This window comes from Paenibacillus sp. FSL F4-0087 (genome assembly GCF_038020215.1).
GTDB classification, from domain to species: domain Bacteria; phylum Bacillota; class Bacilli; order Paenibacillales; family Paenibacillaceae; genus Paenibacillus; species Paenibacillus taichungensis.
Window position 1 is genome coordinate 1946332 of record NZ_JBBODJ010000001.1, and the last position, 14982, is coordinate 1961313.

Here is a 14982-nt window from a genome sequence, read left to right on the forward strand (position 1 = left end):
TTATCTGTAATCTATTAAACTATCATTTGTCTGTCAATGGAGAAGATCTTCACCTGCCTTCAGAAGTCGATGATGCTATCCACAAAGGAGAGGAAGAGTTTAATGATTAAGGAAACGACATTACCTGCGCATATGGAAAAACTCGTTAAAGATAATGATATCGTTGCCGTAAAAGAGGTCTTCGAGCAATGCGAATGGGATGCCCGCGGGGGCTACAGCAAAGGTACGGCCCTCAGCTTTCGGCATATTTCCGATGAATTGGTTCGCTGGCTGGTAGAACAAGGGGCAGATATCAACGCACGTGACAATTATCAACGCACGCCATTACATGCCCATGCTTCGCACTGGTCAGGAAATGTAGCCTTGTTCCTTGAATTAGGTGCGGATCTGGAAGCTGTGGACTACCAAAATGAAACACCATTACACGCAGCGGTCAATGCGTATAGAACCGAAGTGGTACAAGAATTGGTAGCCCGAGGTGCTGATATCAATGTAGTCAATGAAAGAGGTAATACTCCGTTAGCCAAAGGATTAATGAATAGCCGAAATAGCGATATTGTCAGTATGTCGAAGATTTCCGCGATTCTGCTGGATGCCGGAGCAAAAGTCACTCCGGAAATGAAAGAGTCCGTGAAGCGAATTGGCAAGGATTTTGAATTTGTCCGTGAGAAGTTCAATAAGGACAAGGTAGATGAAGTTTCAGACGCACTGAGCAAGCTCTATCAACAATTTGATGTCGAGCCGGTAGCGAGTCGAATGATGCACGATGGAACAGCTCCCATTCAGGTAAAAGCAACCACTTGGCCGAAACAGCATCAGGAGCTGTGGGAGTATCTCATCCCGGCCCAGGGACATGCCCAAACGGTTCAGGGAGAAGTCATCCGCATCACAGGACGTGTGTCCCATGAAGTATTGGATAATGGCGGTGGAAACTGGGATGAGCCGTATCGCAACATGCTGGATGCTCTGATTCGCCATCTGGGATCTGGTACGCCATTAGCCCCAGCACTTCTTCAAGAAGCAACAGACTTGGCCCACAGGCTTCGCCATGGATCGAATTATGATGCGCCTGCCCGATTAAGTGAGCTGGCGGTGTTATGGGTGCTGGATAATCCTCAACCCATTGCTATGGAGAAGCCGGAGTATACGCGTTAACATCTTCAGTAGAATCGGAAACGGCTCCGATGTTCCCTAAATCGCGTAAATGGATGAAGTGCAGTAGACTTTTACCGCTAAAACCACATTAACAGCAAAAAAGAAGCGGAAGAGCTACCGCTTCTTTTTTGCTGTTAAATCTAATTTACCTGAATCATACTCCGTATCCATGATTACAACCATTCGTGTTCTTCGTCCTACTCTGTCTCCGCATGCTCCTTACTTCCAAATTCATCGAGCAATTCGCGTACTCTAGTCGTTGTTTTGGCGTTCATCAAGCTGTTTCTCAGCTCACTTGCCCCGCGGAATCCACGGACGTAGATTTTGAAAAAGCGGGCCAGTGGGCTGAACGAACGCAGTTCAAGCTCTGAATATTGATCGTGCAGGTCCAGGTGCAGTCGCAGCAAATGAAGGAACTCCTCTGTGGTATGCTCCCTTGGCTCTTTTTCAAAAGCAAACGGATTTTGGAAAATGCCTCGTCCAATCATAATGCCATCCACACCATACTGCTCGGCTAGTTTGAGTCCCGTCGCACGATCAGGGATATCCCCATTAATGGTCAGCAGCGTATTCGGTGCAATCTCGTCCCGAAGTTTCTTGATCTCCGGAATCAGCTCCCAGTGCGCATCGACCTTGCTCATTTCCTCTCTTGTACGCAGATGAATGGACAGATTCACAATGTCTTGCTGCAAAATATGAGTCAACCAGTCGCGCCATTCGTCCACCTCGGTGAACCCGAGGCGAGTTTTGACACTGACGGGCAAGCCACCGGCTTTGGCCGCCTGAATAATCTCCGCTGCAAGCGCAGGACGGCAGATCAGACCGCTTCCTTTTCCATTCTCCGCCACATTGGCGACAGGACAGCCCATATTAATATCGATGCCTTTGAAACCTTCCTTCGCCATCCCGATGCTCATCTCGCGGAAGAACTCCGGCTTGTCTCCCCAAATATGTGCCACAATCGGCTGTTCATCTTCTGTAAAAGTCAGACGCCCGCGTACACTTTTGTTCCCCTCCGGGTGACAATAACTCTCTGTATTCGCAAACTCCGTAAAAAACACATCCGGTCTGCCCGCTTCACTTACGACATGACGAAACACAACATCCGTCACATCTTCCATCGGCGCCAGTATAAAAAATGGTCGTGGCAAATCACGCCAAAAATTTTCTTTCATATTAGAAACTCCTCTATATATACCAGGACAACCTTTGTCCTCATTAATGTTAAAATCGTAAGCCATACATCTGCAATCGTATCATTTACATTAGCAGATTCGTTGCAATTTACATTTTGATGTCCTTGCTTCTTCTTCACTTATACCATGCAAATGTAACTTCGTTCAAACATCAGTATCTGTTAATCACATCAAGATGAATATATCCTACCCCGAAGAGAAGCGTACTCTTCAATAGACTCGCATGAAAAAGAGGGGCGACGCCCCCCTTTGCTAGTTACCGTATGGGTCCGGATTTCCCTTTTCTCCATTTATTACTCCACCAATTTTACCACGTCTTTAGTTGATTTTCAGCACGAGTTTATTAGTGATTATTTGAAGCATAACTTTACCTTCTCGTTTTGGCCCCCCGGTATAGAATTCAGACCGCCTCCATCGTTCTAATGATTGGCTTTGTTCGCTCTTGCCGAACGGGACTAGCTCCTCTACAATAAAAGTTCGGCAGGCTTTTGTACCTGCAAATCGTGACATGGAGGAGGCCTGAATCAAACATGGAAATTTCACTCGATATTATCAAAGACAAAGTTGAATGCTTGCAGGCTTATGACTTCAAGGAACTAGAACGAGCGATCGAAGACCGAATTGGAATGAACAAGGCATTGCTGCTCCGGGTGAAGCAGGTTCAGCATCAAGTCACGTTCGACCCGTTTCGCAACAAGATGTTATATAGTGCAGTTGTTCATTTTTCTGCAGAGTGATGGACGAGCTTTTTTTTCACTTCGATATGAAATAGTAGAACTACCCCCGTCTGGAATAACGGGGGTAGTCTTTTTTTATCAGCTGGTTTAATTAAACTTTACATTTACATTTACATTTCCCAGATGCGGTACAGAACCATCGCTGCTTCAGCGCGAGTCAATGTGTCGGCTGGTGCGATTTTGCCATCTTTGCCGTTGACAATTCCGCTTCCTACGAGAGAAGCTACACTATCCATCGCGTAAGCGGAAATGCTTGCAGCATCGGAATAAGAATCTAGATTTCCGTTTCCGGCAGATTGCTTACCCGCTGCTTTCAGGGCTTTCGCCGTAAGAACCATCATATCTTGACGGGAAATGCTGTTGCCAGGTTTGAATGTGTTGTCTTCGAATCCAGAGGCAATTCCGAGTTCTTTGGCAATAGCCACGGCCTCTGCATAGTGAGCGGTTGGCTGAACATCGCTGAAGGCTGCCGTGTTCGTACCCGGACCCTTTAATTCAAGTGCTCGGACAAGCAAGGTGATAAAGTCGGCTCTCGTGATGGAAGCTGCAGGCGCGAAGCTGTCATCAGAGATTCCTTTAATAATATCGCGTGCAGCCATCGCTTCAACTGCTTGTTTTGCCCACAGGACATTTTGCACATCGGCAAAAGTCTTGGTTACGTAGGCTACAGCATAAGTGCTGAAATGAGTTGTTTTGAACACCATTGAACCGGATTTAGCATCATAGCGTCCGCTTGGCACGGCTGTTGCATGCCCTTGATTGTCAATGTAAATAATCACGATCTGATGTGCATTGACAAGCTCCTGTGCAGCAGGCGTGTACGGAACAGATACCGTTACAGGTGCCGCTGGATTGTTCCAGGCAAGGAGACGGTCACCAGCTTTTACACTTAGATCGATCACCGGACGGCTACCCACAATAGCGCGAACATCTGCGCTCAGACGATCTGTCGAGACTTTGTTAATCTGAATAGAGACTTGATTAGCTTGCTCCGTAATATTAGAAAGCATGTTGGACGGAATTTGAATTGTTGCATTCTCCGTCCTAAGCACAAACTCAACATTATTGTTGCTTTGCAGGATTGAAGTCGGCAATTGCACAACATAGGATTGTACATTTGCTTGCGTCGGCACTTCGATGGTAACCTGCTTCTTGCCATTTGCACCTGGAGAAGCTTTTTCAATCGCTTTATTCAGGCTGTCGCTTGAAATGGTTGCTGTGGCTGTTCCATTTTCAACTTTTATTACCGGCACTATCTTCGAGTCATTGTCTGGAAGCTGTGGTTGAGGTTGGGGCTGCGGAGTAGTCCCGGAATTTGATCCGCCACTGCTACCACCATTGTTCCCCCCGCCGTTGTTGCCTCCACCGTCGTTTCCTCCGCCATTGTTTCCGCCAGAAGAGGGTTTGCCAGTGAGCGTCAATTCACCGAATACGGAAGTATCCTGGTAACCTTGACCGGATGGATCGTTCCATGCATTCACACTGATTCTGTTGCCGTCTTTCGCATCATTGATCTGCGCATCAAAGCCAATTTTGGCATTGTTCGCAGGCTTAACCTTTTTGAACGGAATCTTCATTTCAACCGTGTAGTTGGTACCGGAAACAGAGACTTTGGATTCGAAGCCTGCAGCGATTTCCGCAGGATTAAAGGAAGCTGCGTTCTCAAAGTTCACTCTGTATTGTCCATCATCGTCTTGGAAGTTAGCTGTTTTCCCGTTGTTTTCATCGACGAATACTTCAACGGAATCCTGCTCCCATACATTCGGGTTGGACTTGTTCAGTTGATCATCTCTGACTTGAACCAATACATACAGATTGTCGTCATCCCACAGTGCTTTTGCCGTTCCTGTTGCACCTGACCATGCCATTTGCTTTGTATCCAGTTTCAATTCAGGAGCTTTGCTCCATATGCTGTCTACGGAGCCATCAATAGCTGGTGTCCCATAGTGCGCACTTGATTTCTTGTATTCAAGCTCTTCAGGCGGATTTTCCGCCATATACTTTTGCGGATCAACTACCGCGTAGAACGCCTGTTTTGCTTGAAAATTCTTATCGAACAAGGTTGGATTCTGCTCGGCTCTCCAGCTGGTGCTGTCATTCAATCCCCAGAAGGTGACACGCGCAATATGCTCGCTGTTCTTCTTATAGAGATCCATCAATTGGGCATACAGATAGGCCTGCTGCTTTGCTTCTTTTTCAGTGATTGTAGAATTGGTGCCTGCCATAATGTCCAACTCGGTGACACTGACTTCTACTCCCAAGGAAATGAAACGCTCAAGCGACATCTTGACATTGTCCAGTCTCGTACCCAAATTGTAGTGGGCTTGCATGCCGATGCCATCAATCAGTTTCTCGCCAGGGTGATTTACGGCGTAATTCTCATTGATCTCTTTAACCATGCTATAGATGGCTGTAGCTTTATTCTGGTTGTCATCGTTATAGTCATTGTAATATAGCTTGATATCCCAGCCATTTTCATCAATGACTTCTTTGGCTGCAAGGAATGCCTCCTCTATAAATTCAGGGCCGATGGCTTGTAACCAGCCTGAATTACGCAATGCATTTTTCCAGTCTTCCGGATTAGCCGGGTTATCGTTCATGGCTTCGTTGACAACATCCCAGGAAATGACTTGGTCACCAAAATGCTCAACGACCGTTTTAACATGTGTTCTCAAGTTTTTCAGAGCTTCTTCACGGCTCAATGGTTTACCACCGTCTGCGGTATGAAGCCATGTAGGAGACTGCGCATGCCATACGAGCACGTGGCCGTGCAAATCAAGGCCTGCATCCTGTACTTTTTGGACAAGGGCATCTTCTGCGGTGAAATCAAATTGTCTGTCCGCGTTATAGGCATAATCCGGTTTCATATCATTCTCAAACGTGACGACATTGTGATGTTTCTTCAGAAGCTTGAGCCGAGTCTCGTCAAAGGTAGACGGATTAACAATGTTCCCGATCAGGAAATCATCTTTGTAAATATCCTTGAGGTTAGGAAGGTTTTCTTGAATCGGAGGTGCGGCAGTTACAGGCCCCAGATATTTTAGAGCAAAGTCATCCAAGAAGAAGGTACGGTTGCCGCCGTCATTGTTTGCTGTTTCAATATAAGCATTGAGTACGCTTGGAGTAGTGGTGAGCGTATACTTACCCGTTAAGTGTACCCATTCCTGATCTGTAACGATTGCATTTGGTGAAACGTTCGCAAAGCCGCTGTCAGCATATTGAACACTAATACGAAGGGTCGTAGGCGCTTCGCCAGGTGCCATTTTCACCCAAGCAGACAGCTCATATTCGTGATTCTTCGCCATTTTGCCAGTAGCATCAACCAAGGCTGCATCATATTGTGTCGTAGCCGTCACAAGCAAGCTTTGCTTGCCGCCAGATGTATGATTATCGTTTTCGGAAAGGACTACCGTTTCACGGCCGTTCCGTGCTTTGAATCCATCCATACCATTCTCAAAATCGGCAGAGATGCCCGTTTTATCTACATTTTCCGGTGCGGTTTGATCAGGGGTTACATCGGTGATGATGACTTCATCAATGTAAATATCCGAGGTTAACGTATTGTCCGATGGTTCAACATAGATGATGACCTCATTCGTTTTAGAAGGGATTTCATAGCCTTTGGTTTCTAAGAGCGTCCAGTCAGAAGCGGTTACAAGCTTGTTGCCTATAATCCAAGGATACTTCTGATCATCTGCTAATACTTCTGAATTTATTTTGGAAGCCAGATGGAACTGGCCTTCACCTGAACCGAGTCTAACCTTGAGGGAAATATCATACTTACGGTCGGATTTCATTTTGCCAGTAAGTACGAGGGCAGGGACGGCTTTCTCATCGGCCCGGTTAAAGAACTTCAGAGATTTCGTGCCTTCGGAGGCTACGTCGTTGTCGACGACCGCAGTATCCCCGTTCGATCCCCAACCCAGCTTGCCCCATCCACCGGTACTGCCATCTTCAAAACTTTGGTTAAGGACTACAGTAGGCTCAGCAGGTGCTCCTGCTTGAGTAATTGTGATATCACCGATATAGAATTGAACACCATTACCTGCTTCATCAGATTTAATCCGCAGAGCTGTCTTGTCCACACTGGTAACGGAGATAACGGCGGATAGCGTAATGCCTTGTCCTGCTTTAAAGTCAGCAGAGCTAATTCCGGTGTATCCTTCTGAGCCAGTAACGCCCTTATTGCTTACAATTTCCAGAACGGCTTTCCCGTCTGCAGGTGGGTTAGCATCAGTATCGACATATACGGAAGCGGTTACAGAATACTCTTTGCCAACTGACAAACCAAGGTCATCAAAAGCGAGGTCCACGCCATCCCAGTTATTAGATCGGTTACTAACATGTAGAGCCGCTCCATCATTATTGCCTTCAAACGGCTTGTCTGTTACAGCGTCCAGCTGGGCACCACCTGATTGAGTTGCCTTGCCTTGACCATTCTGGAATGTTTCCTGATACACAATTTGTGAATTAGTTGCCACTAGATCTGCAGCGTTAACTGTCGGAGCTATCAAGCCGCCCGGAAGAAGCAGAGCCGCTGCGAGTAACCCGGAAACGACCTGCTTAAATGATTTCCTCATTCGAAGCATTCCCCCCACACCAAATTTTTTACCAAACATATAAAGCGCTTACATAATTTGTTGTGACCAGCCTCCTTTCACCCCAGATAATACCACTTCATGGAAGAGAATTCTTACTCCAAATTAAAGGGGAATCTTAGTTTTTTACAGAACAATACCAATTCTGATACGGGTACGGACATGTTCTTCGTTCCGATGATCAGGTCGCGGCAATAAATTCGTCGCAGCACTCACAACAGATCCCCTCTTAATAATGCTTACCACCAGCCATACTTAAAAAAGATCAAAAAGGGGCAGGATTTCCCTGCTCCTTCGCTATGTGAAACTTCTTTCTCTCATCAAACGTAAATTCACAAGGTATAATGAAGTCAGATGACCGTTCAGCATGATCTTATGACCATCATAATGAAGGAGGGGACATTCGTGGCGTTTATCCCGTTAAACTGTCCCAATTGCAACGGAAGAATTGAATACAAAGAAGGTGAGATTTTAAAGTGTCCCTATTGTGAAACAGAGCTTTTATTGAAGCAAAATCATGTCCATTACGTAGACCAGACCATTAATCATTACCACGGAACGCCCCCTAAAGCACCGCTGAAGCAGGCTGCCTCCGTAAAGCTACTGCTGATGCTGATGTTAGTCCTAACTGGCGCCATCGGTACGTATTTTTATTATAGCAACAGCTCCACCTATCCAAAAACAGAAGCCAATCTGTCTGTGCGAAAGATGCCCGAAAGCGAGGTTATGCTCTCATTTTTGCGAGATATCTTCGATAAAGGGTCTGCCTTGCCGACAGAGGAGGAACTGGCTCGTATTCGCTATTTAACCGTAGAGCATTCGGAGAATGATCAGTGGACGTTTACATATAGCCTCTCCGATCCCTTCAGCGATGAACAGGCCGAGAAGATCACTTATATTACTCAGGACAAGAAACTGAATAGCCAGCGGATTGATCAGCGAGATTTTGAAGCTTTTAAAGGACTGACGGCATTGGACCTGACGAATAGCTATGAAATCTCCCAGACGGACCAAACCACTTTGGCCCATATGTCCGGATTAAAAAGTTATGGAGGCGCTTTTAACGAATCCTTTAGTACATTTTCGGGCTACTTTGGCGACAAGACTAAAATTACGGAGCTTTCCACTCAGCTTCGCAGCAATCAGGAATTGGCCCTACTGTTGGAATTTCCTAATCTGAGCTCTTTATCCATTACCTATGTGGATGAGTCCGTAACGGATTTCTTTTTGTTGAATAAACTGCCGCTCAAGTCCCTGTCGCTCACCTTTGTCGATGAACTGGGATGGCTGTCGTCCATGACCGGGCTATCATCCTTGTCCATACATTACAGTGAAGCTACAGACCTACAGCCGCTGTATGCCTTAACCCAGCTTCAAGAGCTTCAGCTTTCCTATTTAACCAACGTAAAGTCCATCGACTTTGTACAAAATATGCCTGCTCTACAAACTTTAGATATCGAAAATGTAAACTTTTCAAGCCTGGAGCGCTTGACCGGCAAGGCCTCCATTACTAAACTACGCCTGGCTTCTCTAAGTCAGCTTGGCTCGGTAAAGAGCATAAACAGCCTGTCTTCACTGCGGGAATTAACGTTGTCCGGTTACTATGAGAACGCAGAGGCGTTATCTTTACCTAATGTAGGCCGAGTGGAAGTCCCAGGCTCCTTTCTCCCGGGGCTAAAGGCGCCCGCCGCAACCAGCCTGACGCTCCGAGGCGGAAGCGGGGAATTAAACTTGGCTACGCTGGGGAAATTCCCGAAACTGGAGCAACTCTCCCTCTGGGAGATCAGTGAAATCACACGTCTAGGTGCACTGGACGGCTTGTCCCGCCTAGAGACCCTAAGCATTTACGACTCGTCACTGTTCAAGGAAAGCGATGCCTTATTTCGTTTGAAGCAGGTGAAATCTTTGGTGTGCTCCGAGTGTAGGCTGAACTTTGAACAAAAGGCAGCCGCGGAGAACAACGTGCTTGAACAATTGACCTTAGAGCAGCCATATTTCAGCATAAACAATACCTCTGTTAATGAAGTTGACCAGATGATGCCTTACTTTGCCAAAATGACCGCTCTACGTTCCTTCACTCTGCAAGACAGCAACTTGGCTTCACTGGAATTTATGAGTAACTGGCAGGCCATAGAAGAGCTTCATCTCGAGAACAATGCCATTTCCAATATCGAGACCCTAAGCCAGCTGCCTAATCTGCAAAAGGTATATCTATCCGGTAATTCTGTGCAAAATAAGTCCGTGCTTGGTGCGGGTGTGCATGTGTATTAATTACCGGCTGGCATGATGGGGAGTTTTAGACTACTGTATGATCTGTTTGTCGGCACTCCAGAATTACTCACAAATGAAGGAGGGTATTAAAACAAAGACAAAAAGGGGTTCCGAGAATCATGTATAAATTCTCGAACCCCTTATCTTTATGTTTAGCTTCTAACCAATACTGCTACACTCTCCACATGCACCGTATGTGGAAACATGTCCACCGGCGTCACCTCAACCGTGCGATACCCGCCATCCTCCAATACACGCAGATCACGTGCCAACGTACTCGGATTACAGCTCACGTACACCACGCGCTCCGGCTTCATCTCCAGAATCGTATCCAACAAACGCGGATCGCAGCCTTTCCGCGGTGGATCAACAACGATGACATCGGCTTCGATGCCTTGTTCTTTCCAGCGTGGAATAACGTCTTCGGATGCACCCACTTCGAACTTCACGTTCTTCATGTCGTTCAACATCGCATTACTACGCGCATCTTCAATCGCTTCAGGCACGATCTCTACCCCGTACACCTGATCCGCATGTTGCGCGAGGAAAAGAGAGATCGTCCCGATGCCGCAATAGGCATCTATCACCGTTTCTTTACCACTCAGCCCAGCGTACTCTACCGTTTTCCCATACAGTACTTCTGTCTGCACCGGATTCACCTGATAGAACGACCGCGCCGAAATCGCAAACTGTACATCCCCGATATAATCGTAGATCACATCACGGCCCCACAGAACGCGGGTCTCATCGCCGAAGATAACGTTGGTCTGTTTCTTGTTCACGTTCTGGCAGATGCTCGCCACATGTGGAATCGCTTCACGGATACTGCCAATCCATGCATCCTTGTGTGGAATGTCTCTTCCATTCGTCACGAGAACGAGCATCATCTCACCAGTACGGAAAGCCTTCTTCACAACCACATGACGCAGAAGTCCGCGGCCTGTTTCTTCGTTATATGCGCTGATTCCCAAATGACTGCCGATCTCCTTAACCTTCGCAACCACTTCATCGTTATGCTCATGCTGAATCAGGCAGGTGTCCATGTCGATGATCCGATGACTTCCTTTGGCGTAAAAACCACCCACCAAGCCACCTTCAGCTGCACCGATAGGCACTTGTGCCTTGTTGCGATAGCGCCATGGCTCGTCCATGCCCATGGTAGGCAGTATACGAATGCCCTGTTGCTCGCCACCTTCTGCACCCTCCACCAACACATTCAGCTTGCCGATCCGCTGCAAATTGTCCACCACCAGCTGGCGTTTCCACGCAAGCTGTCCGGCGTAACTCATATGCTGGATCTGGCATCCACCGCATTGATCGTAGATCGGGCAAGGTGCGGATACACGATCTGGGCTTGCCTTCACAATCTCCAGCAGTTTGGCATAGCCGTACTGCTTTTTGGTTTTCATCACTCTCACGCGTACGGTTTCGCCCGGAAGCGCACCTTGCACGAATAGCGTGTATCCATTGGCACGGCCGACACCTTCACCGTCATGGTTCATACCAATGATGTCGATGACGGTCTCTTCATTTTTACTTACAGGAAGTCCTTCGATTGGTGCAGATTCACGTTCCCGTCCCTTCGGACGAACGGCAGAAAGAGATGCGCCTTGTGGCCGCACCTCTTTCCCTTGCTGACGTGTAGATGGACGAGATGATTTACTCGGCTGACGGGATGCTGAAGCATTCCCTTGCCCCTGAGAGGTAGCCGAATTCCGGCGGTTTTTTCCACGACCGCTGCGGTTCGTATTAGACAACGTACATTCACTTCTTTCTTCATATATGTTCATCCCTTGTGCAAGGGAGATTCCATTCATTTTCAGGCACCATGAGATTATACGTGATCCCACTGCCCACGGCAACAGGAAATCACATTTTCTCACCGATCCATACTACGCTTAACGATACAACATCAGGTGATGACGCAGGTTCTTGAATGTCGCAGGCAATGTGCCGCCCAACTCGCCATCCAGGTTCAACTGCACATAGCCCGGCGACGTTACTTCCATATAATCCGTTTGGAAATGAACGACCTTCTTGTCGTTCAGATGTTCACCACGCAGCGCAAGGGTTACGAGGCGAATCATGTCAGCCAGATTACATTTGCGGACACCGATCACATCGAACAGACCATCATCAATGGTCGCACCCGGAGCCAGCTTCTCGAAGCCTCCAACGGAGTTCGTATTGGCAATGAGGAACAGCATGAATTCATCATGAATTTCTTCCTGACCCGCGGCACGGATAACCAATTCCTGCGGAGACAGGCTCGCCATTTTCTCAATACCCTTCATATAGTAGGCCAGTTGCCCAATCATCGTTTTCAGACGGCTTGGCACCTCATAGGTCAGTTCGGTTAACGAACCCCCGCCTGCAATATTAATAAAATATTTATCATTCGCCTTGCCCAGATCGAGCGGACGAAGCTGCTGGTTAATGACCAGATCGACGTAATCTTCCCACTGTCTTGGAATACCAAGCGCACGCGCAAAATCATTGGTTGTTCCCAGAGGGAATACACCAAGCGGAGGACGATTCTCCCGCTCGGCCATGCCGTTGATGACTTCATACAATGTACCGTCGCCGCCAGCGGCAATAATCATGTCATATCCCCGTTCAATCGCCAGCTCCGCTTCTCGGGTTGCATCTCCCTCACCCGTTGTTGCGTGACACGAGGCTTCGATACCACCTTGATCCAAACGCTGCAAAATGTCTGCCAGACGTTTCTTCATTTCTTCCCGGCCTGAGGTCGGATTATATATCAAGCGAGCTTTTTTCATCTCATACGCCACCTATTCCACATTATCCATGAGTCTGAACGACCTCATATTCTTACTATCTGAGAGTGACCGTAGTCGGGCATCATTTTACACAATGACTCACGTCCGTTAATCCTGCCCCAACACTTTTCTCTACTTATATATATGCATAAGGAATTCCGTCTCATTCCAAAGCCTTTATGTACTATCATATCATCAAATGTAAAGATGTCCTAGCCTGTGATACATAAGTAATTATTTTCATATCGATTATAACGAAATTTTACATCTGGATAATAATAACGATAAAACCTAAAGAACTATCCTACTCCAGCAATGACGAGCATGCGCTCTGTTCACTTCCGAACTTGTCTATCCTTTACAAAATAAACCTCTAGCACTCCTCTTGAATCTAATCCTATCGATTTTCCTGTCATTTATAACCATCCATCACCATTCTGCCCGCTTGGGCCGGAAATAGTCTAATACCCTCTCAAATCATGAGGACTGCAGCTCAAGCAGAGGCCAAGTGTACTCGCGTACGGCATGGCACAATGGCGTATGGGCTATTATGTACGCATGGTACTTCCCGAAAGACTCCCCTTCCTCCGGTCTCGGCACTGAATACAACCGATTTTGGCAGTGCTAATGTTCCGTTGAACGACAGCAATTTTACAAACAATTTAAACAAGGCCAGGTTTAGATAAAAAAAGTAAAATCCCCTTCAAGTAGACACAGAACTTGGAGGGGAGTGTTTTGCAATCACATATAGTTTAAAAACCAATCTTTCTGCCAGCTCGGAGCTGTTTATACCAAAAATATACGGTGCAGCCCACACAGTAACCGAGCAATGCAGCACTTGCAGCCAGGAGAAGCATCGACGAGAAAATATAACCTGCTACCTGCCAACCAAGGCCGAATGAGACAAGTGCCAGCGTGAGAAATAATACGGCCAGAACATTGTTGAAGCGTTGCAGTTCCACTGCCTGTGTCTCTGTCCCTTTTCCCGTTAACACAGCCTTCCCAATCTGCACAAACAGATTAAGCTTGCCTCCGGATGCCAAACCAATGACTTGGATGATCCATAATGCTCCCAGAATTAACGGCTGGTTGAACAGAAATGACAGGACAACAAATAGCACAATCCCAATCTGGTTCGCTTTGACATAGCGCATAGGCACTTCCCGCATCTGCATATCTCCTTATCCCTATTTTATTAGTTGGTTTAATTGTAGTCGGGATCGGGACTTTGAGCAATAGTCATCTCATTTGAGATTAGAATATTCTTTTTTGAGCACATCCCAATGAGGAGTGGGCGTGCGGGTAGCCTTTTTCCAATCAGTAAATGCATTATCTAACGCCTCAATCTCCCCAAAGGAACCCGCAACCAGTTTATAGATCGGAAGCATACTATACATCTTCAGTAGAAGGTAAAACATCCGTTGATGTTTGCGAATCAGTTTGGCCTGAATCTTCGGTATAATCGTTATACCCATAGCCTCAAGCACGCTAAAGCCCTCATCCATCGCCCCAATCATATGCTGGAGTTGCTTCCTGTTCCCGTCCAGCTTGATCATCTCATGCTTCTCATTAAAGCTCACCGCATTAAGCATCAGAATGGGCACAATATGGCTTTTCAGCCAGGCATCGATATCATCCAGATAATTCAACTTGTATTTCGTCTTCTCAAACGCTTGATCCAGTCTAGATTTAAAGGCAATCTCACCGTCCAGCCCACCAATCACCATTTGCCCGCTTGCTCCACCAATGGATAACATACGGTCTTCTTGCCGCCGCCCACCGCTGACCTGAAAACCAAAGGCGACCTTTTTCTCCACCTTGCTGTTTTCCTCCAAAAAGATTTGCATGCTTCGTGCATCTGCATTGTTGCCGACGATCACCAATTTCCTGCTCTGATTAGCTGCCAAAATAGGCAATACCGATGGAAAATCGTTATACTTCATAACCACGAAAATAAGATCATATTCATCATTTTCTTCCAGCGCTCTTGTTACCCGAACCGGATCAATGGTCGTTTTAAACTGGAACACATGACGAATGACAATACCATCTCTCTCCAGTTCCTCTGCCCTCTTCCCTCTAGCCAGAATGGTGACGTCATTTCCCCCACGTACCAGAACCTGCGCCAACTGACTGCCCAGAACGCCTGCGCCATACACTAATATATTCATTAGTTATCCCTCTATTTCAAATTTTTATGGATATTCGTTGCTTTATCAACATTTGTTGATAAAATAAGAGTAAC

At 46.8% G+C, this 14982-nt stretch carries 11 protein-coding genes; 5 read left to right on the plus strand and 6 right to left on the minus strand.

The annotated features are described in order from the left end of the window. The first annotated feature begins 102 nt into the window (after positions 1-102). Entirely contained in the window at positions 103-1155 is a 1053-nt protein-coding gene (locus MHB84_RS09115; protein WP_076291619.1) for an ankyrin repeat domain-containing protein, read from the plus strand. A 197-nt stretch (positions 1156-1352) separates the two neighbouring features. On the opposite strand, the gene MHB84_RS09120 is transcribed toward MHB84_RS09115, so the two are convergent. Further along, positions 1353-2330, minus strand: coding sequence for a tRNA dihydrouridine synthase (locus tag MHB84_RS09120; RefSeq protein ID WP_076291618.1), 978 nt, complete (start codon positions 2328-2330; stop codon positions 1353-1355). A gap of 551 nt (positions 2331-2881) precedes the next feature. On the opposite strand from MHB84_RS09120, the gene MHB84_RS09125 reads away from it, so the two are divergent. Continuing rightward, a complete protein-coding gene (locus MHB84_RS09125; RefSeq protein WP_076291617.1) occupies positions 2882-3088 on the plus strand; it encodes a DUF2536 family protein in 207 nt (68 codons plus the stop codon). 110 nt (positions 3089-3198) lie between these two features. Here MHB84_RS09125 and MHB84_RS09130 read toward each other — a convergent pair whose 3' ends face one another. Next, positions 3199-7668 carry an endo-1,4-beta-xylanase gene (locus MHB84_RS09130; protein ID WP_076291687.1) on the minus strand — a complete coding sequence of 1490 codons (4470 nt, stop codon included), beginning with the start codon at positions 7666-7668 and terminating at the stop codon, positions 3199-3201. A gap of 627 nt (positions 7669-8295) precedes the next feature. Between MHB84_RS09130 and MHB84_RS09135 the strand changes: the two genes are divergently transcribed. Next, entirely contained in the window at positions 8296-9957 is a 1662-nt protein-coding gene (locus MHB84_RS09135; RefSeq protein ID WP_341143027.1) for a leucine-rich repeat domain-containing protein, read from the plus strand. A 152-nt stretch (positions 9958-10109) separates the two neighbouring features. Here MHB84_RS09135 and rlmD read toward each other — a convergent pair whose 3' ends face one another. Together rlmD and MHB84_RS09145 are read right to left on the minus strand one after the other, a co-directional pair. Beyond that, positions 10110-11747 (minus strand): 23S rRNA (uracil(1939)-C(5))-methyltransferase RlmD, encoded by a 1638-nt coding sequence (rlmD, locus tag MHB84_RS09140; RefSeq protein ID WP_076291686.1) that lies wholly within the window; start codon positions 11745-11747, stop codon positions 10110-10112. Between the two features lie 108 nt (positions 11748-11855). Further along, positions 11856-12737 (minus strand): diacylglycerol kinase, encoded by an 882-nt coding sequence (locus MHB84_RS09145; RefSeq protein WP_063568189.1) that lies wholly within the window; start codon positions 12735-12737, stop codon positions 11856-11858. Between the two features lie 508 nt (positions 12738-13245). Between MHB84_RS09145 and MHB84_RS31365 the strand changes: the two genes are divergently transcribed. Next, entirely contained in the window at positions 13246-13365 is a 120-nt protein-coding gene (locus tag MHB84_RS31365) for an NPP1 family protein (RefSeq protein WP_375165365.1), read from the plus strand. Then, positions 13337-13423 (plus strand): NPP1 family protein, encoded by an 87-nt coding sequence (locus tag MHB84_RS31370; RefSeq protein ID WP_411836514.1) that lies wholly within the window; start codon positions 13337-13339, stop codon positions 13421-13423. The genes MHB84_RS31365 and MHB84_RS31370 overlap by 29 nt, the downstream gene beginning before the upstream one ends. A 66-nt stretch (positions 13424-13489) precedes the next feature. On the opposite strand, the gene MHB84_RS09155 is transcribed toward MHB84_RS31370, so the two are convergent. Together MHB84_RS09155 and MHB84_RS09160 are read right to left on the minus strand one after the other, a co-directional pair. After that, on the minus strand, positions 13490-13906 hold the full coding sequence (locus tag MHB84_RS09155) for a DUF4395 domain-containing protein (RefSeq protein WP_076291615.1): 417 nt from the start codon (positions 13904-13906) through the stop codon (positions 13490-13492). A 75-nt stretch (positions 13907-13981) separates the two neighbouring features. After that, complete coding sequence (locus MHB84_RS09160) at positions 13982-14908, minus strand: ketopantoate reductase family protein (RefSeq protein WP_076291614.1); 927 nt, start codon at positions 14906-14908, stop codon at positions 13982-13984. Positions 14909-14982 lie beyond the last annotated feature (74 nt).

What these genes read in the sequence shown, in the direction of transcription:
- MHB84_RS09120 (WP_076291618.1), bottom strand. Translation starts at nt 2,330, where the DNA reads ATGAAAGAAAATTTTTGGCGTGATTTGCCACGACCATTTTTTATACTG.
- MHB84_RS09130 (WP_076291687.1), bottom strand. Translation starts at nt 7,668, where the DNA reads ATGAGGAAATCATTTAAGCAGGTCGTTTCCGGGTTACTCGCAGCGGCT.
- MHB84_RS09160 (WP_076291614.1), bottom strand. Translation starts at nt 14,908, where the DNA reads ATGAATATATTAGTGTATGGCGCAGGCGTTCTGGGCAGTCAGTTGGCG.
- MHB84_RS09145 (WP_063568189.1), bottom strand. Translation starts at nt 12,737, where the DNA reads ATGAAAAAAGCTCGCTTGATATATAATCCGACCTCAGGCCGGGAAGAA.
- MHB84_RS09125 (WP_076291617.1), top strand. Translation starts at nt 2,882, where the DNA reads ATGGAAATTTCACTCGATATTATCAAAGACAAAGTTGAATGCTTGCAG.
- MHB84_RS09115 (WP_076291619.1), top strand. Translation starts at nt 103, where the DNA reads ATGATTAAGGAAACGACATTACCTGCGCATATGGAAAAACTCGTTAAA.
- rlmD (WP_076291686.1), bottom strand. Translation starts at nt 11,747, where the DNA reads ATGAACATATATGAAGAAAGAAGTGAATGTACGTTGTCTAATACGAAC.
- MHB84_RS09155 (WP_076291615.1), bottom strand. Translation starts at nt 13,906, where the DNA reads ATGCGGGAAGTGCCTATGCGCTATGTCAAAGCGAACCAGATTGGGATT.
- MHB84_RS09135 (WP_341143027.1), top strand. Translation starts at nt 8,296, where the DNA reads ATGCTGATGTTAGTCCTAACTGGCGCCATCGGTACGTATTTTTATTAT.